The 25,265-nt window shown below is 71.6% G+C and carries 25 protein-coding genes; 14 read left to right on the top strand and 11 right to left on the bottom strand.

The window, feature by feature from the left end; genetic code table 11:
* Window positions 1–26: 26 nt before the first annotated feature.
* The 5 genes from araB to J3P44_RS22035 form a co-directional block, all read right to left on the bottom strand.
* Entirely contained in the window at window positions 27–1,700 is a 1,674-nt protein-coding gene (araB, locus tag J3P44_RS22055) for a ribulokinase (protein ID WP_255892650.1), read from the bottom strand.
* A gap of 122 nt (window positions 1,701–1,822) precedes the next feature.
* Entirely contained in the window at window positions 1,823–2,851 is a 1,029-nt protein-coding gene (locus tag J3P44_RS22050; protein WP_255892649.1) for a LacI family DNA-binding transcriptional regulator, read from the bottom strand.
* Between the two features lie 29 nt (window positions 2,852–2,880).
* On the bottom strand, window positions 2,881–3,573 hold the full coding sequence (locus J3P44_RS22045; RefSeq protein WP_255892648.1) for a phosphatase PAP2 family protein: 693 nt from the start codon (window positions 3,571–3,573) through the stop codon (window positions 2,881–2,883).
* 188 nt (window positions 3,574–3,761) lie between these two features.
* Window positions 3,762–4,814 carry an S-adenosylmethionine:tRNA ribosyltransferase-isomerase gene (locus J3P44_RS22040; protein WP_255892647.1) on the bottom strand — a complete coding sequence of 351 codons (1,053 nt, stop codon included), beginning with the start codon at window positions 4,812–4,814 and terminating at the stop codon, window positions 3,762–3,764.
* A complete protein-coding gene (locus J3P44_RS22035; RefSeq protein WP_255892646.1) occupies window positions 4,814–5,509 on the bottom strand; it encodes an SDR family NAD(P)-dependent oxidoreductase in 696 nt (231 codons plus the stop codon). Before J3P44_RS22035 ends, J3P44_RS22040 begins: the two co-directional genes overlap by 1 nt.
* 46 nt (window positions 5,510–5,555) lie before the next feature.
* Between J3P44_RS22035 and soxR the strand changes: the two genes are divergently transcribed.
* The 7 genes from soxR (at window position 5,556) to J3P44_RS22000 (ending at window position 12,634) form a co-directional block, all read left to right on the top strand.
* Window positions 5,556–6,038: a redox-sensitive transcriptional activator SoxR gene (gene soxR, locus J3P44_RS22030; protein ID WP_255892645.1), complete on the top strand. Its 483-nt coding sequence runs from the start codon at window positions 5,556–5,558 to the stop codon at window positions 6,036–6,038.
* A complete protein-coding gene (locus tag J3P44_RS22025; RefSeq protein WP_255892644.1) occupies window positions 6,035–6,451 on the top strand; it encodes a GNAT family N-acetyltransferase in 417 nt (138 codons plus the stop codon). Before soxR ends, J3P44_RS22025 begins: the two co-directional genes overlap by 4 nt.
* A 193-nt stretch (window positions 6,452–6,644) precedes the next feature.
* A complete protein-coding gene (locus J3P44_RS22020) occupies window positions 6,645–6,986 on the top strand; it encodes a DUF485 domain-containing protein (protein ID WP_255892643.1) in 342 nt (113 codons plus the stop codon).
* Window positions 6,986–8,593, top strand: a complete 1,608-nt coding sequence (locus J3P44_RS22015) for a monocarboxylic acid transporter (RefSeq protein WP_255892642.1) — start codon at window positions 6,986–6,988, stop codon at window positions 8,591–8,593. The genes J3P44_RS22020 and J3P44_RS22015 overlap by 1 nt, the downstream gene beginning before the upstream one ends.
* A gap of 153 nt (window positions 8,594–8,746) precedes the next feature.
* Window positions 8,747–10,702 carry an acetate--CoA ligase gene (acs, locus tag J3P44_RS22010; protein ID WP_255892641.1) on the top strand — a complete coding sequence of 652 codons (1,956 nt, stop codon included), beginning with the start codon at window positions 8,747–8,749 and terminating at the stop codon, window positions 10,700–10,702.
* Between the two features lie 70 nt (window positions 10,703–10,772).
* Window positions 10,773–11,588, top strand: a complete 816-nt coding sequence (locus tag J3P44_RS22005) for an S-methyl-5'-thioadenosine phosphorylase (protein WP_255892640.1) — start codon at window positions 10,773–10,775, stop codon at window positions 11,586–11,588.
* Window positions 11,585–12,634, top strand: coding sequence for an NAD-dependent epimerase/dehydratase family protein (locus tag J3P44_RS22000; protein ID WP_255892639.1), 1,050 nt, complete (start codon window positions 11,585–11,587; stop codon window positions 12,632–12,634). Before J3P44_RS22005 ends, J3P44_RS22000 begins: the two co-directional genes overlap by 4 nt.
* 3 nt (window positions 12,635–12,637) lie before the next feature.
* On the opposite strand, the gene J3P44_RS21995 is transcribed toward J3P44_RS22000, so the two are convergent.
* Window positions 12,638–13,978, bottom strand: coding sequence for a hypothetical protein (locus J3P44_RS21995; protein WP_255892637.1), 1,341 nt, complete (start codon window positions 13,976–13,978; stop codon window positions 12,638–12,640).
* A 113-nt stretch (window positions 13,979–14,091) separates the two neighbouring features.
* Here J3P44_RS21995 and J3P44_RS21990 point away from each other — a divergent pair, with 113 nt between their 5' ends.
* From J3P44_RS21990 to J3P44_RS21960, 7 genes are read left to right on the top strand one after another with little or no spacing between them, the layout of a single operon-like run.
* Complete coding sequence (locus J3P44_RS21990; protein WP_255892636.1) at window positions 14,092–14,748, top strand: glycosyltransferase family 2 protein; 657 nt, start codon at window positions 14,092–14,094, stop codon at window positions 14,746–14,748.
* Window positions 14,745–15,395 (top strand): TIGR04282 family arsenosugar biosynthesis glycosyltransferase, encoded by a 651-nt coding sequence (locus J3P44_RS21985; RefSeq protein WP_255892635.1) that lies wholly within the window; start codon window positions 14,745–14,747, stop codon window positions 15,393–15,395. Before J3P44_RS21990 ends, J3P44_RS21985 begins: the two co-directional genes overlap by 4 nt.
* Window positions 15,392–16,027, top strand: coding sequence for a class I SAM-dependent methyltransferase (locus J3P44_RS21980; protein ID WP_255892634.1), 636 nt, complete (start codon window positions 15,392–15,394; stop codon window positions 16,025–16,027). The genes J3P44_RS21985 and J3P44_RS21980 overlap by 4 nt, the downstream gene beginning before the upstream one ends.
* The gene (locus tag J3P44_RS21975; protein ID WP_255892633.1) at window positions 16,027–17,199 is read left to right on the top strand and encodes a molybdopterin-dependent oxidoreductase; all 1,173 of its coding nucleotides are present in this window, start codon (window positions 16,027–16,029) and stop codon (window positions 17,197–17,199) included. The genes J3P44_RS21980 and J3P44_RS21975 overlap by 1 nt, the downstream gene beginning before the upstream one ends.
* The gene (locus tag J3P44_RS21970) at window positions 17,196–17,609 is read left to right on the top strand and encodes a hypothetical protein (protein WP_255892632.1); all 414 of its coding nucleotides are present in this window, start codon (window positions 17,196–17,198) and stop codon (window positions 17,607–17,609) included. Before J3P44_RS21975 ends, J3P44_RS21970 begins: the two co-directional genes overlap by 4 nt.
* Window positions 17,610–17,615: 6 nt before the next feature.
* On the top strand, window positions 17,616–18,332 hold the full coding sequence (locus tag J3P44_RS21965) for a response regulator transcription factor (protein ID WP_255892631.1): 717 nt from the start codon (window positions 17,616–17,618) through the stop codon (window positions 18,330–18,332).
* Window positions 18,329–19,471, top strand: coding sequence for a sensor histidine kinase (locus tag J3P44_RS21960; RefSeq protein WP_255892630.1), 1,143 nt, complete (start codon window positions 18,329–18,331; stop codon window positions 19,469–19,471). The genes J3P44_RS21965 and J3P44_RS21960 overlap by 4 nt, the downstream gene beginning before the upstream one ends.
* Here the strand turns inward: J3P44_RS21960 and J3P44_RS21955 are convergent.
* The 5 genes from J3P44_RS21955 to nhaA all read right to left on the bottom strand — a co-directional run bounded on the left by J3P44_RS21955 (window position 19,427) and on the right by nhaA (window position 25,254).
* A complete protein-coding gene (locus J3P44_RS21955) occupies window positions 19,427–20,575 on the bottom strand; it encodes an adenylate/guanylate cyclase domain-containing protein (protein ID WP_255892629.1) in 1,149 nt (382 codons plus the stop codon). The genes J3P44_RS21960 and J3P44_RS21955 overlap by 45 nt on opposite strands.
* Window positions 20,572–20,949 (bottom strand): response regulator, encoded by a 378-nt coding sequence (locus J3P44_RS21950; RefSeq protein ID WP_255892628.1) that lies wholly within the window; start codon window positions 20,947–20,949, stop codon window positions 20,572–20,574. The genes J3P44_RS21955 and J3P44_RS21950 overlap by 4 nt, the downstream gene beginning before the upstream one ends.
* Window positions 20,949–23,216, bottom strand: a complete 2,268-nt coding sequence (locus J3P44_RS21945; RefSeq protein ID WP_255892627.1) for a GAF domain-containing protein — start codon at window positions 23,214–23,216, stop codon at window positions 20,949–20,951. The genes J3P44_RS21950 and J3P44_RS21945 overlap by 1 nt, the downstream gene beginning before the upstream one ends.
* 19 nt (window positions 23,217–23,235) lie before the next feature.
* Entirely contained in the window at window positions 23,236–23,661 is a 426-nt protein-coding gene (locus J3P44_RS21940) for a Crp/Fnr family transcriptional regulator (RefSeq protein ID WP_255892626.1), read from the bottom strand.
* Between the two features lie 198 nt (window positions 23,662–23,859).
* The gene (gene nhaA / locus J3P44_RS21935; protein ID WP_255892625.1) at window positions 23,860–25,254 is read right to left on the bottom strand and encodes a Na+/H+ antiporter NhaA; all 1,395 of its coding nucleotides are present in this window, start codon (window positions 25,252–25,254) and stop codon (window positions 23,860–23,862) included.
* Window positions 25,255–25,265: the final 11 nt, after the last annotated feature.

The following is a 25,265-nucleotide window of genomic DNA, read 5'->3' as shown; positions in this document are numbered from 1 at the left end:
GTGGGCGCGCACGGTCTCGCTCGCCGTCATCGTGCAGCTCCCTGCAGGGCCTGGCGACGGATCGACCGGAGTCGGCGCATGACGTCGTTGGCGCCCCGGCCGAAGTGGTCGTGCAGCGCGCGGTACTCGGCGTAGAGGGCGTCGTAGGCGCGTACGTTGTCCTCGACCGGCTGGTAGACGGCCCGGTCGACGCCACCCATCGCCGCGGACGCGGAGTGGATGTCGTCGTACGCTCCGACGGCCACGGCCGCGTGGATCGCCGCGCCCAGGGCCGGACCCTGGGTGGAGCGGATGGTGGAGAGCGGCATGCCCAGCACGTCGGCGTAGATCTGCATGAGCAACGGGTTCTTGAGCAGCCCCCCCGCCACGACGAACTCATCGACGGGGATCCCGGAGTCGACGAACGCCTCGACGATGGTGCGGGTGCCGAACGCCGTGGCCTCGATCAGCGCGCGGTAGACGTCCTCGGGCGACGTGGCCAGGGTGAGCCCCAGGACGAGTCCGCTGAGCTCGTGGTCCACGAGCACCGACCGGTTGCCCGAGTGCCAGTCGAGAGCGATCAGCCCGTGGGCGCCGACGGCCTGGGCCGCGGCCTTGTCGGAGAGGTGCTCGTGGATCGAGATGCCGCGCTGGTCCGCCTCGGCGACGTACGCCGGGGGCACCTGGGTGGAGACGAACCAGTTGAAGATGTCGCCGACGCCCGACTGTCCGGCCTCGTAGCCCCACAGGCCCGGCGTGACTCCGCCCTCGACGACCCCGCACATGCCCGGCACCTCGCGGAGGATCTGGCCGTTCATGATGTGGCACGTCGAGGTGCCCATGATGGCCAGCATCTGCCCGGGCGCCGTGGACTGGGCGGCCGGGGCGGTGACGTGGGCGTCCACGTTGCCGACCGCCACGACGATGCCCGCCGGCAGCCCGGTCCACTCGGCCGCCTGACGCGTGAGGCGGCCCGCCGGGGCCCCGAGGCTCCCCACGGGACGGTCGATCTTGTCGGCGACGAAGTCGGCGAAACCGGGGTTGAGCTCGGCCAGGAAGTCGCGGGTGGGGTAGGTGCCGTCCTGGAGGATGCCCTTGTAGCCGGCGGAGCAGGCGTTGCGGAGGTAGGTCCCGCACAGCTGCCACACGATCCAGTCGGCCGCCTCGACCCAGTGCTCCATGGCGGTGTAGACGGCGGGGCTCTCCTCGAGCACCTGCAGTGCCTTGGCGAACTCCCACTCGGAGGAGATCAGGCCGCCGTAGCGGGGCAACCAGGACTCTCCGCGCTTCGCTGCGAGGGCGTTGATGCGGTCGGCCTGCGGCTGGGCGGCGTGGTGCTTCCACAGCTTGACGTAGGCGTGGGGGTCGCCGGCGTGCGCAGGCACCTCGTTGAGGGGCGTGCCGTCCGCGGTCGTGGGGACCATCGTGCAGGCGGTGAAGTCCGTGCCGATGCCCACCACCTGGCGCGGGTCGGCGCCCGCGGCGTCGAGGGCCGCCGGGACGGCGTGGCGCAGGACGCTGATGTAGTCCGCCGGCACCTGCAACGCCCAGTCCGGCCCCAGCCGGGTGCCGTCAGGCAGGTGCGACTCGAGGACGCCGTACTCGTAGTCGTGGGTCGCGCTGCCCAGCTCGGCGCCGTCCTCGACCCGCACCACCACAGCCCGGCCGGACAGGGTCCCGAAGTCCACTCCGACCACGAGCCGAGGTCTGGCTTCGATCACGAGGAGTGTCCAATCAGGGGGGTGTGAGCACCGTCATATGTGAGCGTTCACATGGGAGTGTGAGCGTTCACTTCAGCTACGTCAAGATCACGTGACCCTGGTCTGGACGAGTTCCTGCGCCGTCAGCTCGGGGGTGCGCCCGTGGACCGGCGCACGACCAGGGAGGTGGGCACGAGATCGGCCGAGGGCAGCTTGTCGCCGGACAGCACGCGCTCGACCAGGCCCATGGCGCGCCGTCCCAGCTCGGCGAAGTCCTGCCGCACGCTCGTGAGTGGCGGGTCGAGGAACTCCGACTCCGGCAGGTCGTCGAAGCCGACGACCGAGACGTCGTCGGGCACCTTCCTGCCCGCCTCGCGCAGCGCCGCCATGACACCCATCGCCATCTGGTCGTTGGCGCAGAACACGGCGGTGACGTCGGGGTCCCGCGCCAGGCTCCGGCCTGCGTCGTAGCCGCTGCGCGAGCTCCAGTCGCCGCCCCACCGCAGTGGCGGCACCGGGGCGCCCTGGGCGTGCAGCTCCATCCGCCAGCCGTCGATGCGGGCCTGGGCCTCGCTCCAGCCCGGGGGGCCCGCGACGTGGAACACCGTGCGGTGCCCGAGCCCGAGGAGGTGACGCGTCGCCAGCGCGGCACCCTCGATGTTGTCGACGCCGGCCGTCAGCGGCATGCGGGAGAGGTCCCCCTCGACCACCAGCACCGGCACGCCGAGGTCGATCCCCGTGGCGAAGCGGAGCACCGTCTCGTGCGGGATGACCAGGACCACCGCCTCGACGGCCTGCTCGAGCAGCTCCTCGACCGCCGCCTTCGTGCCCAGCTCGGTCATGGTCATGAGGGTCGTCATCACCACGCGGTAGCCGGACTGGCGTGCCGCGAGGTCGAGCGCGAGGAGTGTCTGCTGCGGGCCGTACTGGCTCGTCCCCCACGTCGCCACCCCGATGGTGCGCGACCTGGACGAGGCGAGCAGCCGTGCCGAGAGGTTGCGGCGGTAGCCGAGGAAGGTGATCGCGTCGTGGACCCGGGCGGCGGTCTCCTCGCGGACGCCCGGCATGCCGTTGAGCACGCGCGACACCGTCTGGTGCGAGACCCCGGCGCGCGCGGCGACGTCCGCCATCGTGGGCGCGCGGCGGCGATCACTGGCGGGACGCGCGGGCATGGGCGAACAGTACGCGCCGACGCGGCGCCTCAGCGCCCGTCTGGCTCCGGGCGTCGTCGGCGGTGTGTCGACGCAGCTGTCGGTGCGGACAGCACCACACGCGCCACGACGGCGACCCACACCGAGGCGAAGACGACGCTGGCCAGGACGTCGGTCGGGTGGTGCGCGCCCTGGTAGAGCCGCGACGGGATGACGACCACTGGGACGAGGAACAGGGGCCACGTCCAGCGGCGCCAGGCCGGCACCGTGATCGCCAGGAAGACGCCGGTGGCGACGTAGACCACGATCGAGGTCGCCACGTGGCCCGACGGGTAGCTGTGGTCGGGGACCAGCCCGGGATCGAGGATCTTCACTGGCGGGCGGTCGCGGGCGATGAGCAGGGTGACCACCAGGTAGAGCGCCAGGGTGCCGCCGACGAGCAGGGCGTAGTAGACGAGGGGTCTCGTCGAGTGCTGCCACCGCCAGGCGACCACGGCGAGGACGGCGGCCAGCGCGAGCCCCACGACCGTGTCGGCGAGGTGGCTGCCGGCGGCCGCGGCCGTGTTGAGCTCAGAGGTCCGCTGGTCCACGAGCCACCGCTCGACGCGGTCGTCCCACGGGTCGACCACGGTCTCCAGCGGGTGGGTGATCAGCCAGCCCACGGCCAGCACGGCGAGCAGGAGCACCACCCATGTGATCCCCAGGGTCCGCGCGGCGTCGCGGTGCGACTTCGTCACCTCCACCGCTCGAGCGTCTCAGCCTGCTCGGCCCTCGTGGTGTCGCCTCGCGGGCGACTCCACGATCTAGCTGTCCCATCGCAGGAGATGTGAGTTGGCTGAGCCGCCACCGAGCAGGGCGATGGACACCGTTCATCGCAGGAAGCTGGGTCGGAGGACCACGGGCGTCCACGGGCACCCACGCCCACGGTCCCTCAACGACGAAGCAGAAGCGCCGAGTCGCCGAACTCGTGCCAGAGATAGCCCTCGGCCACCGCCGCGTCGTACGCCGCCTGGGTGAGCCGCTCCCCCGCCACCGCCTCGACGAGCAGCAGGTGCGAGGCCATCGGGTCGTGCCACCCGGTGATCAGGCCGTCGACCACGAGCGGCGGGTCGCCCGGGGTGAGGACCCGCGAGGTCCAACCGCGGGCGGCGACGACGTGCCTGCCACGCACTGTCGACTCGACCGCCCGCGTGGCGGTGGTGCCGACCGCGATCACGCGTCCACCATGCTCCCGGGCGGTGTTGATCACGCGCGCGCTCGACGGCGGGACCTCGAACCACTCCGGCCCCGGCGCCTCGCCCACCTCCTGCGACGAGACGCCGGTGTGGAGGGTGACCGGGGCGAACTGCACGCCCGAGGTCACGAGCCGGGTGACGAGCGACTCCGTGAAGGGTCGTCCCGCCGAGGCCATCTCGGCGCTGCCGGGCCGGGTGCCGAAGACGGTCTGGTAGGCCGTGAGCGGGTAGCGCCGGTCGAGGTAGCCGTAGGCGATGGGCCGGCCGTTCCAGTCCAGCTGCCGGTCCAGGTCGCCACGCACCGATGCCCGCCAGAGCCGGTTGCCCTCGCCCGTCGGCGACGACGGACCCCTGCCCGGCCACGGCGCGCGGAGCACCAGGCGTACGTCGCCCACGGTGACCGCGTCGCCCGAGGAAGCGTCGAGCACGGCACGCGCCGCATCGGGGGCCGTACGCAGCTCGACGACGCGGTCGCCGTCCTCCAGCGCGTGCGCCACGTGGAGCACGACCGGCGCTCCGTCGAGCTCGGCGTCGATCTCGCCGGGCACGGTCGCCGAGGTGTTGACGACGAGCACGTCGCCGGGGTGCAGATGGTCGGGGAGGTCGCGGAAACGTGCGTGCTCCAGCCCGTCGGGAGTGGCCACCAGCAGGCGCACCTCGTCGCGCTGCAGGCCGCGCTCCTCCGCGGGCTGCGGCGCGAAGGCCGACGCGGTGAACCTTGTGTGCGGGGACTCGTCCAGCAGCGTCATCAGGAGCCACCTCCCAGATCCGCGGCCCGGTAGCGTCCGGGCTCGGGGCGAGCGTCCAGCAGGGCGAGCAGCCGCGGCACGACCGTCTCCGGCAGCGGCCGGTCGGAGATGTCCTCCCCGGGGAAGGCGTCCTGGTGCATCGCGGTGCGCATGTCGCCGGGGTCCACGGCGTACGCCGTCAGCCCGGTCTCCGCGGCGTAGGTCAGCGTCACGTGGTCGAGCGCGGCCTTGCTCGCGCCGTAGAGGCCCCAGGTCTCGTAGTGGTTGACGGCCGCGTCGGAGCTGATCGAGAGCAGTACGCCGTTCGCCTCGCGCAGCCAGGGCAGGAGCGCCGAGGTGAGGACCAACGGTCCTCCGATGTTGGTGCGCCAGACCTGCTGGAGGTCGGCGATGTCGACCTCGGCCAGGGGGCGCATCGGCAACGGGCCGAGGGTGCTGGCGTTGTGGACCAGCAGGTCGAGCCGGCCGTGGGCCTCCACCTGCGTCGCGAGGCGGGCCCGATGGTCGGCATCGGTCAGGTCGCCGACCACTACCGTGACGCCGTCCGGGAGGTCGGCCTCCTTGAACTTCTCCTCGCTGCGGCCGTCGGTGATCACCCGCCACTCCTGCGCCGCGAGCGCCCTGCACAGTGCCAGGCCGAGCCCGGTCGATCCCCCGGTGACCAGCGCCACCCTTCTCGATGTCTTCGTCGTCATGGGACTATCGTTCAAGTTGAAGTGAACTTGAGTTCAAGGGGTGACGATGAATTCCCGTGATCTGCTCCCGATGGGTGAGATCTCCAGCCGCAGCGGCTTCGCCGCGTCCGCCATCCGCTACTACGAGGCCGAGGGCCTGATCACGGCCCACCGCTCCGCCGGCGGACAGCGACGGTTCGAGCGCGGCGTGCTGCGCCGGCTGGCGTTCATCCGCGCCGCGTCCAACGTCGGGCTCACGATCGAGGAGATCCGCGACGAGCTCGCGCGCCTGCCCGGGAACCGCACTCCCACCAAGGCCGACTGGCACCGCATCTCGAAGCACTGGCGCAAGCGCCTCGACGACCAGATCGCCGCCCTCCAGCGCCTCAAGGGCGGCCTCGACAACTGCATCGGGTGCGGCTGCCTGAGCCTGCGGAGCTGCGCGTTCTCCAACGCCGGCGACTGGGCCGCCGAGCGTGGGCCGGGTGCACAGCTGCTGCCGGACACCCTCCGGAGACCGCACCCGGTCAAGCGAGACTCGTCCTCATGACCGACGGCTACGAGATCCGCACCGCCCTCACCGAGATGGACCTCGACCGTGTCCACCACTGGCTGAGCACCGACGCCTACTGGGCTCTGGGCCGGACCCGCGACAACGTCGAGACCGCGGCCCGCAACTCCGTCAACGTCGGCGTCTTCCGCGACGGCGAGCAGGTGGCGTACACCCGCGTCCTCACCGACCACGCCAACTTCGCCTGGCTCTGCGACGTCTACGTCGACCGCGACCACCGCGGCCGCGGCCTGGGCAACCGGATGGTCGAGACCGTCGTCGAGCTCCTCGAGCCGACGGGCGTCCAGCGCATCGTCCTGGCCACCAGCACCGCCCACGACGTCTACGCGCGTGTCGGGTTCACCCCGTTGCCACGTCCGCAGGACTGGATGATCAGGCTTCGCGACGCCTGATCGTCCTTCCGACCAGCGCGGGGACCGCAGCCCTCGACAGCCTTGTCGACCGCTCGTCGTACGGCACCGACCGCTGAGCGCAACGCCACTTCCACCGGTCGACGGGGCTGCACGCCCCCCTCCCCCACGCGTCCAGACGGGTGTCACGGTGACGGTGGTCACACCCCGGTGACCCCTGCGGAAGGACCCATCCGTGACAGAGCATGAGCGGGCCGCGCGCCACGATCCCATCTACGACCGGTTGCACGCGACACCAGAGTTCGCCGAGCTGCGCCACCGCTACCGCAGCTTCGTGATCCCGGCCACCGTCGCCTTCCTGGCCTGGTACCTGCTGTACGTCGTCCTCTCCAACTGGGCGGGCGGCTTCATGTCCACCCAGGTGGTGGGCAACATCAACGTGGCACTGATCTTCGGGCTGCTGCAGTTCGTCACGACCTTCGCCCTCGCCTGGTACTACGCCCACTACTCGCAGACCAAGCTCGACCCGCTGGCCCGCCAGCTCGACGCGGAGTACCGCAAGGGAGGAGACGCCTGATGGACACCCAGGTCCTCACCACCGTCCTGTTCCTCACGGTCGTCGCGGCGACCGTCGCCATCACCTTCTGGGCGAGCCGGCAGACCAAGACGGCCGCCGACTTCTACTCCGGCGGGCGCTCCTTCTCGGGGTTCCAGAACGGCCTCGCGATCGGCGGCGACTACATGTCCGCCGCGTCGTTCCTCGGCATCTCAGGCGCCATCGCGGTCTACGGCTACGACGGCTTCCTCTACTCCATCGGCTTCCTGGTGGCGTGGCTGGTCGCGCTGCTCCTCGTCGCCGAGATGCTCCGCAACGCCGGCCGCTACACGATGGCCGACCAGCTGGCCTTCCGGATGCGGCAGCGGCAGGTTCGCAGCGCGGCGTCGATCTCGACCGTCGTCGTGTCGATCTTCTACCTGCTCGCCCAGATGGTCGGTGCCGGCACGCTCGTCGCGCTGCTCCTCGGCGTCGACAGCGAGGCGGTCAAGAACATCACCATCATCGGCGTCGGTGCGCTGATGATCTTCTACGTCGTCGTCGGCGGCATGAAGGGCACGACCTACGTCCAGATCGTCAAGGCCGTGCTGCTGATGCTCGGCTCGGCGCTGATCGTGGTGCTGGTGCTGGCGAAGTTCAACTTCAACCTCTCCGAGCTGCTCGGCTCGGCGGCCGACAACTCCGGCAAGGGCGAGGCGTTCCTCCAGCCCGGCCTGCAGTACGGCGCCTCGCTGACGTCGCAGATCGACTTCCTGTCCCTGGGACTGGCGCTCGTGCTCGGCACCGCCGGCCTGCCGCACATCCTGATCCGCTTCTACACCGTGCCGACGGCGCAGGACGCGCGGAAGTCGGTGCTGTGGGCGATCGCCCTGATCGGCACGTTCTACCTGATGACGCTGGTGCTCGGCTTCGGCGCCGCGGCCCTGCTGGACCGCGACCAGGTGGACCCCCTCGAGGGCGGCAACCAGAACCTCGCCTCACCCCTCCTCGCGGAGGCCGTCGGTGGCGGCGAGGGCTCCACGGGTGGTGCCATCCTGCTGGCCCTGATCGCGGCCGTGGCCTTCGCCACCATCCTCGCCGTGGTCGCCGGCCTCACGCTGGCCAGCTCCTCGTCGGTGGCGCACGACCTCTACAAGGGCGTCATCAAGAAGGACCAGCCCGTCACCGAGAAGGAGGAGGTGCGGGTCGCCCGCATCGGCGCCTTCGTCATCGGCGCGATCGCGATCGCGCTGTCGATCCCGGCCCAGCGGCTCAACATCGCGTTCCTCGTGGCCCTGGCCTTCGCGGTCGCGGCGTCGGCCAACCTCCCGGCGATCATCTACAACATGTTCTGGCGCCGCTTCAACACCCGCGGTGCCACCTGGAGCATCTACGGCGGCCTCATCTCGGCCGTCGGGCTGGTGTTCTTCTCGCCGGTCATGTCCGGGTTGCCGACCTCGCTGTTCCCCGACTCCGACTGGTCGATCTTCCCGCTCAACAACCCGGGCATCGTCTCGATCCCGCTGGGCTTCCTGCTCGGCTACCTCGGCACGATCAGCTCGCGTGAGCCGGACGCGGAGGAGCGCTACACCGAGCTCGAGGTCCGCGCGCTGACCGGCGCCGGGGCCGAGCAGGCCGTCCTGCACTGACGGCGTACCTCGTCACCAACACACCCGTGACCCCCTCGCCGAGCCGGAGTAGGTTCGGCGAGGGGGCTCACCCCCCGGATCCCCCCTGTAGCCAGCCCTGCAGCCAGCACCGCCCCCCGCACCCAGCACGTCCCCTTGATCGAGGAGAGCGCGTTGTCCGACCAGACACTGTCCAACCTGTCCCGTGAAGAGCGCCGATTCGAGCCCCCGGCCGACCTGGCTGCGAATGCCAACGTCACCGAGGAGGCGTACGCCCGCGCCGACTCCGACCGTGAAGGCTTCTGGGCCGAGGCGGCCGAGCGGCTGGACTGGGGGCGGAAGTGGGACCAGGTCCTCGACTGGTCCAACCCTCCGTTCGCCAAGTGGTTCGTCGGCGGCACCCTCAACGCCTCGGTCAACTGCGTGGACCGCCACGTCGAGGCCGGCAATGGCGACAAGGTCGCGATCCACTGGGTCGGCGAACCCGAGGACGACACGCGCGACATCACCTACGCCCAGCTCAAGGACGAGGTGTCCCGCGCGGCCAACGCGCTCACCGACCTCGGCGTGCGGAAGGGCGACCGGGTCGCGATCTACATGCCGATGATCCCCGAGGTCGTCGTCGCGATGCTCGCCTGCGCGCGCCTCGGCGCCCCGCACACGGTCGTCTTCGGCGGCTTCTCCGCCGACGCCCTGGCCTCCCGCCTCACCGACTGCGAGGCGAAGGTGGTCATCACCGCCGACGGTGGCTACCGCCGCGGCGCGGCCAGCGCGCTCAAGCCGGCCGTCGACGAGGCCGTCGAGAAGACCGGTGACTTGGTCCGCAACGTCCTCGTCGTCCGTCGTACGGGCCAGGACGTCGCATGGGATGAGGGCCGGGACGTGTGGTGGCACGACGTCGTCGACTCCGCCTCGAGCGAGCACGAGCCCGAGATGCACGAGGCCGAGCACCCGCTCTACGTCATGTACACCTCCGGCACGACCGGCAAGCCGAAGGGCATCCTGCACACCACCGGCGGCTACCTCACAGGTACGTCGTACACGCACTGGTCGGTCTTCGACCTCAAGCCGGAGACCGATGTCTACTGGTGCACCGCAGACGTCGGCTGGGTGACCGGCCACTCCTACATGGTCTACGGACCGCTCGCCAACGGTGCCACGCAGGTGATGTACGAAGGCACGCCCGAGAAGGGCCGCTGGTGGCAGATCGTGCAGGACTACAAGGTCACCATCTTCTACACCGCGCCCACCGCGATCCGGACCTTCATGAAGCAGGGCCGCGAGATCCCCGACGGCTACGACATGTCGTCACTGCGACTCCTCGGGTCGGTCGGTGAGCCGATCAACCCGGAGGCCTACATCTGGTACCGCGAGGTCATCGGCGGCAGCCGGTGCCCGGTCGTCGACACCTGGTGGCAGACCGAGACCGGTCAGATCATGATCAGCCCGCTGCCCGGCGTCACGGCCGGCAAGCCCGGCTCGGCGATGAAGGCACTGCCCGGCATCTCCGCCGACGTGGTCGACGACGAGGCCCACTCTGTCGGCAACGGCAACGGCGGCTACCTCGTGCTCAAGGAGCCGTGGCCCGCCATGCTCCGCACGCTCTGGGGCGACGACCAGCGCTTCAAGGACACCTACTGGTCGCGCTGGCCCGGCCTCTACTTCGCCGGCGACGGCGCCAAGCTCGACGAGGACGGCGACATCTGGCTCCTCGGCCGCGTCGACGACGTGATGAACGTGTCGGGCCACCGCCTCTCCACCACCGAGATCGAGTCGGCCCTGGTGTCGCACCCCAAGGTCGCCGAGGCGGCCGTGGTGGGGGCGGCCGACGAGACCACCGGGCAGGCCGTGTGTGCCTTCGTGATCCTGCGGGAGGCGGCCGGCGACGGCGGGCCTGACATCGTCGAGGAGCTGCGCAAGCACGTGCAGAAGGAGATCGGTGCGATCGCCAAGCCGCGCCAGATCATGGTCGTGCCCGAGCTGCCCAAGACCCGCTCCGGCAAGATCATGCGCCGCCTGCTCAAGGACGTCGCCGAGCACCGCGAGGTCGGCGACGTCACCACCCTCGCCGACTCGACGGTGATGGACCTGATCAAGACCAAGGAGGGCTCGGCGCCCTCCGAGGAGTGAGTCCTTACGAATCGAGGAACAGTGTCCGACCCGGCAGGAACCACCTGCCGGGTCGGCTAGTTTCGGCGGCGTGAGCGACTCGTCCTCCTCAGTGCCGCACGCCGATGTCGCCGTCATCGGCGGCTCCGGCTTCTACTCCTTCCTCCCCGACCCGACCGAGCACGTGGTCACCACGCCGTACGGCGACCCGTCAGCGCCGATCGCCGTCGCGGAGGTGGCAGGGCGCAGGGTCGCCTTCCTCCCGCGCCACGGTCGCCACCACGACCATCCGCCTCACGGCATCCCCTACCGCGCCAACGCCTGGGCCCTCCGCTCCCTCGGCGTGCGCCAGGTGCTCGCACCCTGCGCCGTCGGCGGCCTCCGCGACACGGTGGCTCCCGGCGACCTCGTGGTCCCCGACCAGCTCGTCGATCGCACGCATCGCCGCGTCGGGTCGTTCGTGGAGTCCGGCGCGGTGCACCTGCCCTTCGCGGACCCCTACTGCGCGGGGATCTCGGCTGCCCTCGCCGCGGCCCACGGCGACGTGCGCGCCGGCGGGACCATGGTCGTCATCGAGGGTCCCCGGTTCTCCACGCGCGCCGAGTCGCGCCACCTCGCCGACCAGGGCTGGGACCTGGTCAACATGACGGGCGCGCCCGAGGCGGCGCTCGCTCGCGAGGTGGGCCAGTGCTACGCACCTCTCGCGCTGGTGACCGACATGGACGCAGGCACCGAGACCGGCGCGGGCGTCGGCCAGGCGGAGGTCTTCGCGCTGTTCCGCCACAACCTCGAGCGACTCACCGAACTCCTCACCACCGCCATCGGCGCCCTTCCCGACCCCGACGGGTGCGCCTGCGGCACGTGGTGGGACGGGATCGAGCTGACCTACGAGGTGCCCGGCCGGTGAGGGTCCTGCTCACCGGAGCGGCCGGCTTCATCGGCACCGCGATCGACCGGGCACTGACGGCAGGCGGCCACGAGGTCGTCGGCGTCGACCTCATGCTGGACTCCGCCCACGGCAGCACGGATCCCCCTGAGGGCGTCCGTCGGCTCGACGTGCGCGATGCCGCCTCGCCGGAGTGGGCCGCCCTCCTGCGCGGTGTCGACGTGGTCTGTCACCAGGCGGCGCTGGTCGGTGCGGGCGTGCGCGTCGGCGACCTGCCGGCGTACGCCTCCCACAACGACGTGGGCACTGCGGCGCTGCTGGCAGCCATGCACGAGGCGGGACTGGACCGGCTGGTGCTGGCCTCCTCGATGGTCGTCTACGGCGAGGGGCGCTACACCTGTCCGCGGCACGGCGAGCAGCAGCCGCCGCCTCGCGCGACGGCCACTCTCGAAGCGGGTGACTTCGAGAACCACTGCCCCGCCTGCGACCGGCCGCTGACGTGGTCGCTCGTCCCCGAGGACGCTCGCCCGGACCCGCGCAGCAGCTATGCCGCCAGCAAGCTCGCCCAGGAGCACTACGCCTCCGCGTGGGTGCGTCAGGCAGGAGCGGCCGCGGTGGCACTGCGCTACCACAACGTCTACGGCCCGATGATGCCGCGCGACACCCCCTACTCCGGCGTCGCGGCGATGTTCCGTTCCTCGCTCGAGCGGGGCGACGCACCGCGGGTCTACGAGGACGGCCGGCAGGTACGCGACTTCGTCCACGTGGACGACGTCGCCCGTGCCAACGTCCTCGCCCTGGAGTCGGTGGTGTCGGCGAGGACCCCTCACTACGCCGCCTACAACGTGTGCTCCGGACGACCGGTGACCATCCTCGACGTCGCCACCCGGATCGCGGAGGCCACCGGACGAGGGGTCGTCCCGCAAGTGACCGGCGACTTCCGTCCCGGGGACGTACGCCACGTGGTCGCCTCCCCGGCGCTCGCGACGAGCGAGCTGGGGTTCACCGCGAGGGTGCACCCCGACGACGGCCTGCGTGCCTTCGCGACCGCGCCCCTGCGCGCCTGACGATCACCAGCTCGTGTAGACGAGGTGCTGCACGAGCACCGCGGTCGTCACCTGGAGCGCCAGGCCCCAGCGCCGCCAGCCTCGTGGCAGCAGTGCCAGGGAGAGCGTCAGCCACGGCACGAACGGCAGCCAGATCCGCTCCACCTCGGCCTTCGACATCCGGCTGAGGTCGGCGACCACGATCGTGACCGCAGCCGCTCCGGCGAGCCACGCGACGGTCCGGGTCCGTGCGCCGTGACGGGTCGCGGCCACTGCGACGCCGGCCCCGAGCAGCGGTCCTCCCGAGACGAGCAGAGCGCCGAGGTTGCCCCACATCCAGTACGCCGCCGGCCGCGTCGCGGCGATGCCGTCCCAGTAGCGGTCCACCAGCACCGGGTAGGCCTCCCACCACGCGAATCCGAACGCGGCGAAGGCGAGCACCACCCCGAGCGCGGTCAGCGCCGCGACAGGCAGCGGCCACCAGCTGCGGGCCAGGTGCAGGACGGTCAGCGCGAGGAGACCCAACAGCGGCAGACCGTAGGAGCTCAACACGCACCAGCCCAGCAGCAGCCCAGCGACCACTCCCCCTCCCACGAGTCGCGTGCGGCCCGACCCCGTCGCGGACCACGCCAGCGCTGCCAGGCCCCATGCCGCGACCGCCGCGAAGACGGCGTCGGCCGACACCGCGAGGAAGACCGCCGCTGGGCTGAGCACCAGGAAGGGCGCGGCACGGCGGGCCAGCCGCTCCGCGTCCAGGAACCGCAGCGCCGACATCGTCGCGACCGGGACGCTCGCTGCGATCACCACGACCGCGAGCGCGGCGGCGAGGTCGCCCCCGAGCCCGATCCGCACCAGCGCGACGTGGAACAGGACCGCGCCGGGGGGATGGCCGGCCAGGTGGATCGGCCAGTTGTCCGGGTGGGACCTGGGGATCCGCTCGACGTATCCCGCCAGCATCGCCGGGATGTCGGGGACCTGACGAGCGGTGACGAGGTACTCGTCCGGGTTGGACATCACCCGCGTCAACCCGGACTCGCCGTCGACCAGCGCAAGGGCGAGCAGCCACGCCAGCCCCACGACGTACGACACCAGCATCAGCGCGCGCCACGACAACGTCCGGGCCAGCACCTCGCCCCGCCAGACGCCACCGAGAGCGATGAGGACCGCGAGCACGCTGGCAGGCGCGACCTTGGCGTCGAGGTAGCCGTGCGTGGGCGGCAGCCCGAGCATGTCGCTGCGCGCGTCCACGTCCCAACCGAGCAGGGGCGGCACGGCGAAGGAGGCGGCCAGCACGATCAGGGCCACGGCGAGACCGACGGTGGCGCGACGCCCGGTGCGTGCCCCGTCCTCGGTCGCGACGCTCATGCGGGTCAGCCTAGGGACGCAGCGCCGCGACGCACCTCCGCCGGCCACACGTCACGACTTCGTAAGGAGGCAACCCATCGAGATCAGGAGCCGCTCTCACTAGCGTCGAGGACGTGCCTACCTGTGACCTCGTGCTCCCGTGCCGCGACGAGGGTCCTGCCCTGCGCGACCTGCTGCCGCGGGTGCCTTCGCGCTTCTCGGTGATCGTCGTCGACAACGGATCGCGCGACGACACGGCCTCGGTGGCGCGGGACCTGGGCGCCCGCGTCGTCAACGAGCCGACCCCCGGCTACGGCGCGGCCGTCCACACGGGGATCGAGGCGGCGACGGCCGAGTTCGTCGCGGTGATGGACGCGGACGGCTCCTTCGACCCGGACCAGCTCGTCCCGCTGCTCGACGACGTCGCATCCGGCCGGGCCGATCTCGCGGTCGGGCGACGCCGCCCGGTGCAGAGCGGCGTGTGGCCCTGGCACGCGCGGGCCGGCAACGCGGTCATCGCGGCCTGGCTGCGCAGGCGCATCGGGATGCAGGCCCACGACATCGCCCCGATGCGGGTGTGCCGCCGCCAGGCGCTGCTCGACCTCGGTCTGGCGGACCGTCGGTTCGGATACCCCGTCGAGCTGCTGCAGGCCGTCACCCGCGAGGGGTGGCGGCTGAGCGAGCACGACGTGGACTACCACCCGCGCGCGGCGGGGACCCGGTCGAAGGTGTCCGGCTCGGTCCTCGGCACCCTGCGTACGGCGCGCGACTTCTGGCAGGTGCTGCGATGAAGGTGCTGGTCGTCGCCAAGGCACCTGTCGCCGGGCAGGTGAAGACCCGGCTCGGTGCCCGGATCGGTGCGCAGCGGGCCGCGGCGCTCGCCGCGGCGGCTCTGCTCGACACCATCCACGCGTGCCGCGATGCCGGCGCACAGGGTCACCTGAGCCTGTCCGGAGACCTGCGCGACGCAGTTGACGGCGAGGCCATCTCCGCAGCGCTCGAAGGCTGGGCGATCAGTCCCCAACGTGGCGACACCTTCGCCGAGCGGCTCGTGCACGCGCACGCTGATGCCGGTCCCGGGCCGGTCGTCCAGATCGGCATGGACACCCCTCACGTCACCGTGGCCGCGCTGACGGCGGTCACCGACGGCCTCACCGACCACGACGCCGTGCTCGGGCCGGCCGCGGACGGCGGCTGGTGGGCGCTCGCCCGCCGCGACCCCGATGTCGTACGAGACGTGGCGCAGGTGCGGATGTCGACGCGCAACACGTGCACCGACACCCGTCGCGCCCTCGAGCGGGCGTGTCGGACAGTCGGCATCGCACCCACGATGACCGACGTGGACACGCTCGCGGATGCCGAGCTGGTGGCGGCTCTCTTCCCGGACACGCGATTCGCCCGTGCCTGGCGCGGCGTCTCGACGGGGAGCACCCGGTGACCGACCAGTCCTTCAGCGAGGTGTTCGCGAGCGCGCTCCACGGGTCGCCGACAGTGGTCGTGCGGCGCGGCGAGGACCCGGTGGCCCTTCCCGTCGACCGGTGGCGACGAGCCGCTGACGACCACGACCAGCGCCTGGTCGAGCTGTGCGTCGGCCCCACCATCGACATCGGGTGCGGTCCGGGCCGGATGACCGAGGCGCTGATGCTGGCCGGTCACGTCACGCTCGGGATCGACATCGTCGACGCGGCGGTCGCCCTCACCCGGCACCGTGGAGCCTCGGCGGTGCGGCGCGACGTCTTCGACCGCGTACCGGGCGAGGGCAGGTGGTGCACCGCGCTGCTCGCCGACGGCAACATCGGCATCGGCGGCGACCCGGGGGTCCTCCTGCGCCGCGTGCGCCAGCTCCTGGCTCCGGGAGGAACGGTGGTCGTCGAGGTCGCCGGGCCGGGCGTCGCCCTCGATCGGGGCTGGGCGGCACTGGAGGCCGCGGGTCGGCGCAGCCGCCCCTTCAGGTGGGCGACCCTCGGCGTGGACGACCTCGCGACCACCGCAGCCGGAGCCGGGTTGGCCGTGCGCGACGTCCACCGGCTCGGCGAGCGCCACGCCGCCGTCCTGTGCCAGGTCGCGTGATGAGGGCGCGACTGAAGCCGCCGGCGCCGGAGCAGTTCACGTCGCGCCTGCGCAGTCCGGCCGTCGCCGCGAGGGTCGGACTGTGGCTCGGTGTCTCGTTCGGGCTGTGCTTCGTCACTGGTCTGATCAGCCACTACGCCCAGCTGCCGTCGCACCCGGTCCCCTTCCCGACCAGTCCCAGCTGGGGATACCAGGTCACTCAGGGGCTCCACGTCACCTCCGGCGTCGCCGCCGTCCCCCTGCTGCTGGTGAAGCTCTGGTCGGTCCTGCCGAAGCTCTTCGAGAGCCTGCCGGTGCGCGACGCCCGCCGCCTGCTCATCGCCGTCCTCGAGCGCGGCTCCATCGGGGTCCTGGTCGCCGCGTCGATCTTCCAGCTCGCGACGGGCGCGCTCAACGCAGCCCAGTGGTATCCCTGGCTCACCTTCTCCTTCCGCACCGCCCACTACGCCCTGGCGTGGATCGCCATCGGCGCGCTGCTCGTCCACGTCGCGGTCAAGCTGCCGATCACCCGCGACCTGCTGTCCGGTGACATCGACGCAACCACTCACGACCGGGTGACCGCGACGGTCCCGGGTGCCCTGTCGCGGCGCGCGCTGGTCCGTACGACCGCGGCTGCCGCCGGTGTCGCCGTCCTCGCCACCGCGGGCGGCACGGTCCCGTGGCTGCGGCGGGTGTCGGTCTTCGCCACCCGCACCGGCGAGGGGCCCGGCGGGGTCCCGATCAACAAGTCCGCGCAGGCAGCCGGTGTCGAGGAGTCGGCCACCGCGCCCGACTGGCGACTCGAGGTGGTGGTGGGCGGCGTGCTCGCCGCCTCCTTCTCGTACGACGACCTCCGCGCGATGCCGCCGCACACGGTCGACCTGCCGATCGCGTGCGTCGAGGGGTGGAGCGCGCAGGGCACGTGGTCCGGAGTGCGCGTGGCCGACGTCCTGCGCACCGCGGACGCTCCGACGGATCGCGAGGTCGTCGTCGTCTCGCTCCAGCAGGCGGGCGCCTTCCGGCGCTCCACCCTGCCGGCGAGCTTCGCAGCCGACGAGCGCACCCTCCTGGCGCTCGACCTGGCCGGGGAGCCCTTGGCCCTGGACCACGGCTTCCCGTGTCGCGTGATCGCGCCCAACCGTCCCGGCGTCCTGCAGACCAAGTGGGTCTCCCGCCTGGAGGTGTCGGCGTGAGGACACGTCTGCTGGTCGGCGCCTGCGGTGCCTCCTTGGCCCTCTACGGTGCCGCGCTCCTGCTGACCCGGCAGGCTCCGGCTCAGTGGGTCGAGGTCGCACTGTGGTTGGGCGCCGGTGTGGTGGCCCACGACGTCGTGCTCTCGGCGCTGGTCGTCGCGGCCTGCTTCGCCGGGTCCCGGCTGCTCCCCGTGCCTTGGCGGGCACCGGCGCTGGTCGCGCTCGTCGTGTGGGGCACCCTCACCGTCGTGGCCGTCCCGGTGCTGAGCCGGGCAGGAGCCCGTGCGGACAATCCCACCCTGCTCGATCGCCCCTACCTCACGACCTGGTGCGCGATCAGTGTCATCGTGGTCCTGCTCGTGGCGGTCACCGGGTTCGTCCGATCCCGCCGCTCACGCGCCGGGGAGTGAGTGCCGATGGCGAAGGTGCTGGTGGTCGACGACGACGCCACGGTGCGCGAGGTGGTCGTCGACTACCTCCGCAACGCCGGGCACGAGGTCCACGAGGCGGCCGACGGCGCCGGAGCGCTCGATGCGGTGCGGCAGGGCGAGACCGACCTGCTCGTCCTCGACGTGATGATGCCGGGCCTGGACGGGCTGGAGGTGTGCCGACGGCTGCGCCTGCACTCCGACGTACCCATCGTGCTGCTGACCGCGCTCGGCAGCGAGCAGGACCGCGTCGTCGGCCTCGAGATCGGGGCGGACGACTACGTCACCAAGCCCTTCAGCCCGCGGGAGCTGGTGCTGCGGGTCGACTCCATCCTGCGCCGCTCCGTCGGAGGGCTCGACACCGACGCCCCGTCGGTGATCGTCGACGGAGACCTCGTGATCGACCGCGATCGCCGGCTCGTGACGTTGGCGGGCAAGGAGACCGCGCTGACCGCGCGGGAGTTCGACCTGCTGACCTTCTTCACGTCCGGGCCGGGCATCGCATTCTCCCGCGACGACCTGCTCCAGCGGGTGTGGGGCTGGTCCTTCGGGGACCAGTCGACGGTCACCGTCCACGTCCGCCGGCTGCGCGAGAAGATCGAGGCCGACCCCACCACCCCCACCCGTCTGCTCACCGTGTGGGGCGTCGGCTACCGCTGGGAGCTCCAGGAACCCGACCCGGCCGAGCCGGAGGAGGCGCGATGAGTGACCTCACCGAGATCTGGGTCGTCGCCATCGGCAGCGGAGCGGTCGTGGGCCTGCTGGGACTCCTCGCGGGCTGGGTGCTGCGCCATCGCTCCCTTCGCTGGCAGCTCACCGTGGTCGGTGTGGTGACCACCCTCACCGTGCTGCTGGGGGTCCAGATCATCTCGCGGCGGATGTTGATCTCCGACCACGACCTCCACGTCGTGCTGATCGTCACCAGTGCGGCTGCCGTCGTCTCGCTCGTGGTGGCGCTGGTGCTCTCCACCGCCCTCGTGCGCTGGTCACGGTCGCTGCGCGACGACGTACGCCGGGTCGGCGAAGGCGGCACCATCGTCGCCGAGCGGCGAGGGCCGGCCGAGTTCCAGGAGCTGTCCGCCGAGCTGGCCTCGGCGCACCAGCGGCTTGCCGAGGCGCGCGAGCGCGAGCAGCGACTGGAGGAGTCCCGCCGCGAGCTGGTCTCCTGGGTCTCCCACGACCTGCGCACCCCACTGGCGGGGATCCGGGTGATGGCCGAGGCGCTGGAGGACGAGATCGCCACGGACCCTCCGCGCTACCACCGCCAGATCCGCGGGGAGGTGGACCGGATGGTCCAGATGGTCGACGACCTCTTCGAGCTGTCCCGCATCCATGCCGGCCAGCTCATCCTCGATCCGCAGCCGATCGTCGTGGGTGACCTGGTCAGCGAGGCGATCGCCGCCGCGGATCCGATCGCTCGCGCGGGCCGCGTCACGCTCGGCGGCGAGGTCCCCCACGGCCTGCAGGTCGCGGCCGACCCGGGCGGGCTCTCGCGCGTCCTGGCCAACCTCATCGTGAACGGCATCCGGCACACCCCGGCCGACGGCACGGTGCACGTCGCCGCACGGTCCGTCGAGGGTGGCGTGGAGCTCGCGGTGACCGACGGCTGCGGGGGCATCCCCGACGAGGCCCGGGACCGCGTGTTCGACGTGGGCTACCGCGCCACCAGCGCACGCACGCCGGACAGCCCGTTGCAGGATGCGCACACTGCTCGAGCCGGACTCGGCCTCGCCATCGTCAAGGGGATCGTCGAGGCCCACCACGGCGAGGTCGCCGTGGAGAATGTCGGCCCCACCGCATCACCGGCCCTCGGGTGCCGGTTCCGCGTTCTCCTCCCCGGCTGACCCGACCAACGCCTCGACGGCGTGGACCTCCACCTCGCGAGTGAAGCCCTTGAACTGTCTGGTCCCCACACGTGAGGTCTGCAACCGACCCTCACAGCTGGCGACGAGGCGTTCAGGGACGAGCACCTGCCACGGCTCGGCCACGTCGCACAGGCGGGCGGCCTGGTTGGTGACGCTGCCGATCGCGGCGTAGTCGTACCTTCCCTCGTAGCCGATGCGGCCGAGGGTCGCGTAGCCCTGGGCGATCCCCGTCCCCAGCGCGAGGTCGAAGCCGAGCCGGCGCCAGCGGTTCGCGCACTCGCGCACGCGCTCGTTGATCTCGAGGGCCATCCGCACCGCCCGGTCCGCGGGGTCCCGGCACGGGAAGGGGTCGTTGAAGAAGACCATCACGCCGTCACCGGTGAACCTCTCCAGCGTGCCGTCGTGCGCGTCGATGATCGACCCCAGCAGCCGGTGGTACTCGCCGAGCAGGTCCATCACCTCCTCCGGCTCGCTCGTCTCGGCGAAGGTGGTGAAGTTGCGCAGGTCGCAGAAGACCACGACCACCTGGCGGCGGTGGCTCGCCAGCAGCGACTCGTCCCCCATCACGACCTCCGCCAGCTGCGGCGACAGGAACCTCCGCAGCCTGCTCATCCGGTCGAGCTCCGCCACCTGGGCGGCCACGCGTTCCTCGAGCTCGCGGTTCATGGTCTCGAGCTCAGCGCGCTGGACACTGATCGTGTCGTGGTAGCGCTTGATCCGGCCGAGGGACTCGACCCGTGCGAGGAGCTCGCTGCGGTCGAACGGCTTGCGCACGAAGTCGTCCGCCCCGGCCTCGAGCGCGGCCACCCGCTGCTCCGCGTCGCTGGCGGTCAGCATCACGATCGGCAGGTACGCCGTACGCGCGTCGGCGCGGATGCGCCGGCAGACCTCGTAGCCGTCGATCCCCGGCATCACGACGTCGAGCAGCACCAGGTCCACGTCGTCGTGGGCGAGCACGTCGAGGCACTCCTCGCCCGTGGCGGCGAGCAGGACCCGGTGCCCGTGCGGTGCGAGGACCGCCTCGAGGAGCCGGAGGTTCAGCGGCTCGTCGTCGACCGCAAGGATCACCAGCGTCTCGGTCATGGAGCGCCTGCCAGGAAGGACGCCACCTGCGCGGGCAGGGCACGTACGTTGATGGGCTTCTCGAGGAAGCCGTCGAAGCCTGCCCGTTCGGCCGCCTCACGGTCCGACGGCATGGCCGAGGCCGTCACCGCCACCACGGGCATCATCGCTCCCCCGACACCGGACTGGATCCGGTGCAGGGTCTCGGTCCCGTCGATCCCCGGCAGCTGCAGGTCCATCAGGATGAGGTCGGGGTGCGCAGCGAGCGCGAGCTCGACGCCCTCCTCACCCGTGCCGGCCTCCAGCACGGTGTAGCCCGCGAACTCGAGCACGTCGCGCACCAGCTTCATGTTCAGCCGGTTGTCCTCGACCACGAGGACCGTCGCCCCGCCCATCAGCGGGCCTCCTCGACCGGTGGGGCATCGGGTGTCGAGGGCGCGCTGGTTGTCTCCGGCGCCAGGGCTCCCACGCGCCGCAGCGTCGTGACCAGCTCCTCACGGGCCAAGGGCTTGACGAGGTACGCCGCGGCCCCGAGATCGGCGCCGCGGGCCCGGTCGTCGACCACCGATGCCACGACCACCGGGATGTCGGCCGTGGACGGGTCCTGTCGGAGCTCGTGCAGCACCTGCCACCCGTCCGGCCCCGGCAACAGGATGTCCAGGACGATGGCCGCCGGGGCAGCGGTCCTGGCCAGCTCGAGCGCCATCGGGCCGTCGTGTGCCCGCAACAGCTGCACCCCGGTCCCCTCGAGGTGCGCGGCCATCAGCTCGAGCGAGGCGCGGTCGTCGTCCACGATCAGGATGGCCCCGCTCGTACCCGGGGCGACCACCCCGTCCGCCAGGGGACGATAGGCCGGCACAGGGATCCGGACCTCGAAGACGCTGCCCCTGCCCAGCTCCGACTCGAGGGTCAGTCGTCCCCCGAAGAGCTCCACGATGCGGCGGCAGAGCGTCAGTCCGAGCCCGGTGCCTTCCTCCTTCACGGCCCCCCGGCCGCCCTGCTGGAAGGACTCGAAGATCTTCTCCTGGTCCCCGGGCGCGATGCCGATCCCCGTGTCGGCGACCGACACCACGAGCTCACCAGCCTCCCGCCAGGCGCGCAGCGCCACCGCACCGCGAGCAGGGGTGAACTTCACCGCGTTGCCGAGCAGGTTGACCACCACCTGCTTGAAGCGGAGCTCGTCGGACTCGACCAGGGCCACGTCGTCGGCGACGTCGACGGTGAGCTCGATGCCGTGGCGCACGGCGCGCTCGCGGACGACCGACATCGCGTAGTCGAGCGCGGCGGGCACCGAGAAGACCGTCGGCTCGAGACGCATCTGCCCGGCCTCGATCTTGGACAGGTCGAGGATCTCGTTGAGCAGCTCGAGCAGGTGCCGGCCAGAGGAGTGGATGTCCCCGAGGTATTCCTCCTGCCGCTCGTTGAGCTCGCCGAACATCCCTCCCAGGAGCACGTCGGAGAAGCCGATCACCGCGTTGAGGGGCGTACGCAGCTCGTGGGACATGCTCGCCAGGAACTCCGACTTGTGCCGGCCCGCGACCTCGAGGTCGCGGCGGCTGATGCTGAGCTCGCGGTGGACCCGGGCGTTGACGATCGCCAGCGCCGACTGGTTGGCCAGGGACTGGAGGAGGGTGCCGACGTCCTCGCCGAACTCGCCCCGGCTGCGACGACGTACGACGAGCGCACCGACGAGCTGGTCTTGGCGCAACATCGGCACGGCGAGCACCGAGAGCCAGCCGTCGCGGTGGAGCTCCTCGAGATGCGGGTCGCGGGCGGGCAACGCGGAGAGGTCGGGGACCGACACCGACTGGTGGCTGGTGGCGGCCCGTCCCACGAGCGAGGAGTCGCGGCGGATGACGACGTCGCGCAGACGCCTCAGGAGGTCGGGGCCGCTGCCGTGGGCCGCCCGGACCTGGAACGTGTCCGAGCCGGCGTCGTACTCCATGATCGAGCCACCGTCGGTCCCGGTCAGGCGTACGGCACTGGCGACGATGCGCTGCAGCACCTCGTCCAGGTCGAGGCTGGAACCCACAGCGTCGGCGGCCTCGGACAGGGCTTCGAGCTGGTCGATCTTGGCGGCAAGCTCCCGCCCACGCGCGGCGAGGGCGCGAGTGAGCTCCACCTGTCGCAGCACGATCGTGGCCTGCGTGGCGAACGACTCGAGCAGCGCGATGGCGCGCTCGTCGAACGGGTCGACGTCGTTGCGCCACAAGGTCAGGGTGCCCACGACGTCGTCGTCGAACAGCAGCGGCGCGGCGAGCGACGTACGGAAGCCGAACAGCTCCTGCAGGTCACGGCGACCGAAGTCCCGGTCGGCGAGCACGTCGGGGATCTGCTGCGTTCGCCGGTCCAGCGCCACGCGGCCGCTGAGCGAGCGGCGGTCGAGGGCGAGTGGATGCTGCTCCAGGTAGCGGCGGAGGTCGGGCGCCCGGGCACCGAAGACGCGGGAGATGCGGAGCGCGTCGTCGGAGATCAGGTAGAGCTGCGCCCCTTGGGCCTCGCAGAGGCTCGCCGCCCGCTCGACGACGACGTCGAGGACGGCGGAGGGGTCGTCGCGGTTGCGGCCGAGGGCCACGAGCACCTCACGCGTCGCGTCGAGGTGCTCCCGCGCGTCGCGCAGCTCGCGGACCGGGTCGTGCTCCACATCTGGGTGTTTGGCCACGGGTCTCGCCTCCCCCGGTTCAGGCGGTCGACCTCGCCTCGGCTTCGCGCAGGCGCGCGCACAAGGTCTTCAGGAGCTGGCGGGCGAAGTCGGGATCGTTGTCGATCACGGCCTCGAAGTCCTGGTGCGGGATCGCCAGGACCTTCATCGTGTCGACAGCGGACACGGTCGCGGACCGGGGCCTGCCGTCGATCATGCTGATCTCACCGAAGTAGTCCCCCGGCCCCAGCGTGCGCAGCTCGCGACCGTCCTTGGTCACGGTGGCCGTGCCCTCGAGGATGTAGTGGAACGCCAGGCCGCCGAGACCTTCGGTCGACACGGCCTTCCCGGCCGGGTGCGTCACCTCCTTGGCGGCCCCTGCGAGTCGTTTGACCTGGCCCTTGGAGAGCCCCCTGAAGAGGTCCACCTCGGCGATCTGCGCCTCTGTGTCTCGGTCCCGTGCCATGTCTGGCTCTCCTCCCACCGACGGTCCCTCCAAGGTAGGCCTGCGGCAGGTCCGGGGCTACCCACAATCCCGGCAGGCTGGACCAGTTGCCGGGCCTGTCCTGACGTCCGTTCTGTGGTGCGGATGGCCAGGACGGTTGACCGGGTATCTGGGGAGGTTTCGGTAGGCGTGGAGGCCCTCCGGCCTACCAGAACGTCCCTAGATACCCCTTCCGTCGGCGGTCCCGCGCTCGTCAGACCGGCCGCGGGTCGCGGCCAGCAGCAGGACGACCCCCACGACGGCCGCGAGCACGGAGGCCAGCAGGATTGCGATCTTCGCCTCGTCGGTCAGCAGCTCGGCGCCAGGGAAGGACAGCCCGGCGATGAAGATCGACACCGTGAAGCCGATGCCGCCGACCGCTCCGAGGCCGAGGACCATCGGCCAGCTGGTGTGCTCCGGCAGCTTGCCGAGCCCGGTGCGTACGGCCAGGAACGAGGCGAGCAGGATGCCGACCGGCTTGCCGACCACCAGCCCCAGCACGATGCCCAGGCCGACCGGTTCGGTGAAGACGTCGCCGATCGCGCCCAGCTCGACGCCGGCGTTGGCGAGCGCGAAGACCGGGAGCACGACGTACGCCGACACCGGGTGCAGCGTGCTCTGCAGCCGCTCCACCACCGAGACCGACTCCTTGAGCAGGAACCGCAGCCTGGCCAGCTCGTCGGGGTCGAGGGTGTGGTCGCGCAGCGCAGCCGTGGCGTGGCGGCGGGCGACCTCCTCCTTGAGCAGCGGGCCGGCCGGGGCGAGCAGGCCGATCGCCACGCCGGCGAGGGTGGCGTGGACGCCGGACTCGAGCAGGGCGAACCAGACCCCGACGCCGAGGATCGCGTAGACGACGACCGTCCAGATCCGCAGCATCCGCGCGACCACCATGGCGGCGAGCAGGCCGATCGCGATCGCCAGCCAGGTCAGCGAGAGGTCGGCGGTGTAGAAGACAGCGATCACCAGGATCGCGCCGATGTCGTCGACGATCGCCAGCGTCAGCAGGAACAACCGAGCCGCCGACGGGATCCGCCGCCCGAGGATCCCGAGCACGCCGACCGCGAAGGCGATGTCGGTCGCCATCGGGATGCCCCAGCCCGCACTGCCGTCGCTGCCGGGCGGGTTGAGGGCGAGGTAGAGCCCGGCCGGCACCAGCATCCCGCCGACTGCCGCGATGATCGGCAGGGCCGCGGTCCGGGGGTCACGCAGGTCGCCGTTGACCAGCTCGTACTTGATCTCCAGGCCGACGACGAAGAAGAAGATGACCATCAGCGCGTCGTTGACCCAGTGCTGAAGGGACTCGTCGAGGTGCAGAGCCCCGACGTCGAGGGTGAGGTGGGTGTGCCAGAGCGCGTCGTACGACTCCGCCCACGGGCTGTTGGCCCACACCAGCGCGATGGCCGCCGCGAGCAGCAGCAGCAGCGATCCAGCCGCCTCGACGCGCAGGAACTCGCGCACCGGTCGCGCGACCAGGCGGGCGAGCGCCTTGTTGCTGGCCAGGTAGCTCGGGCCGGTCTCCCACAGGTCGTCGGCGGTGCTCGGGTCGTCGTGCGGGTTCGTCGGGCGTGAGGCCATGAGGTGGCGCG

Origin of the sequence: Nocardioides astragali, assembly GCF_024436375.1 — a bacterium.
GTDB classification, from domain to species: domain Bacteria; phylum Actinomycetota; class Actinomycetes; order Propionibacteriales; family Nocardioidaceae; genus Nocardioides; species Nocardioides astragali.
The sequence above is the reverse complement of the archived record's forward strand: the minus strand, read 5'-3'. Positions and strand labels throughout refer to the sequence as shown.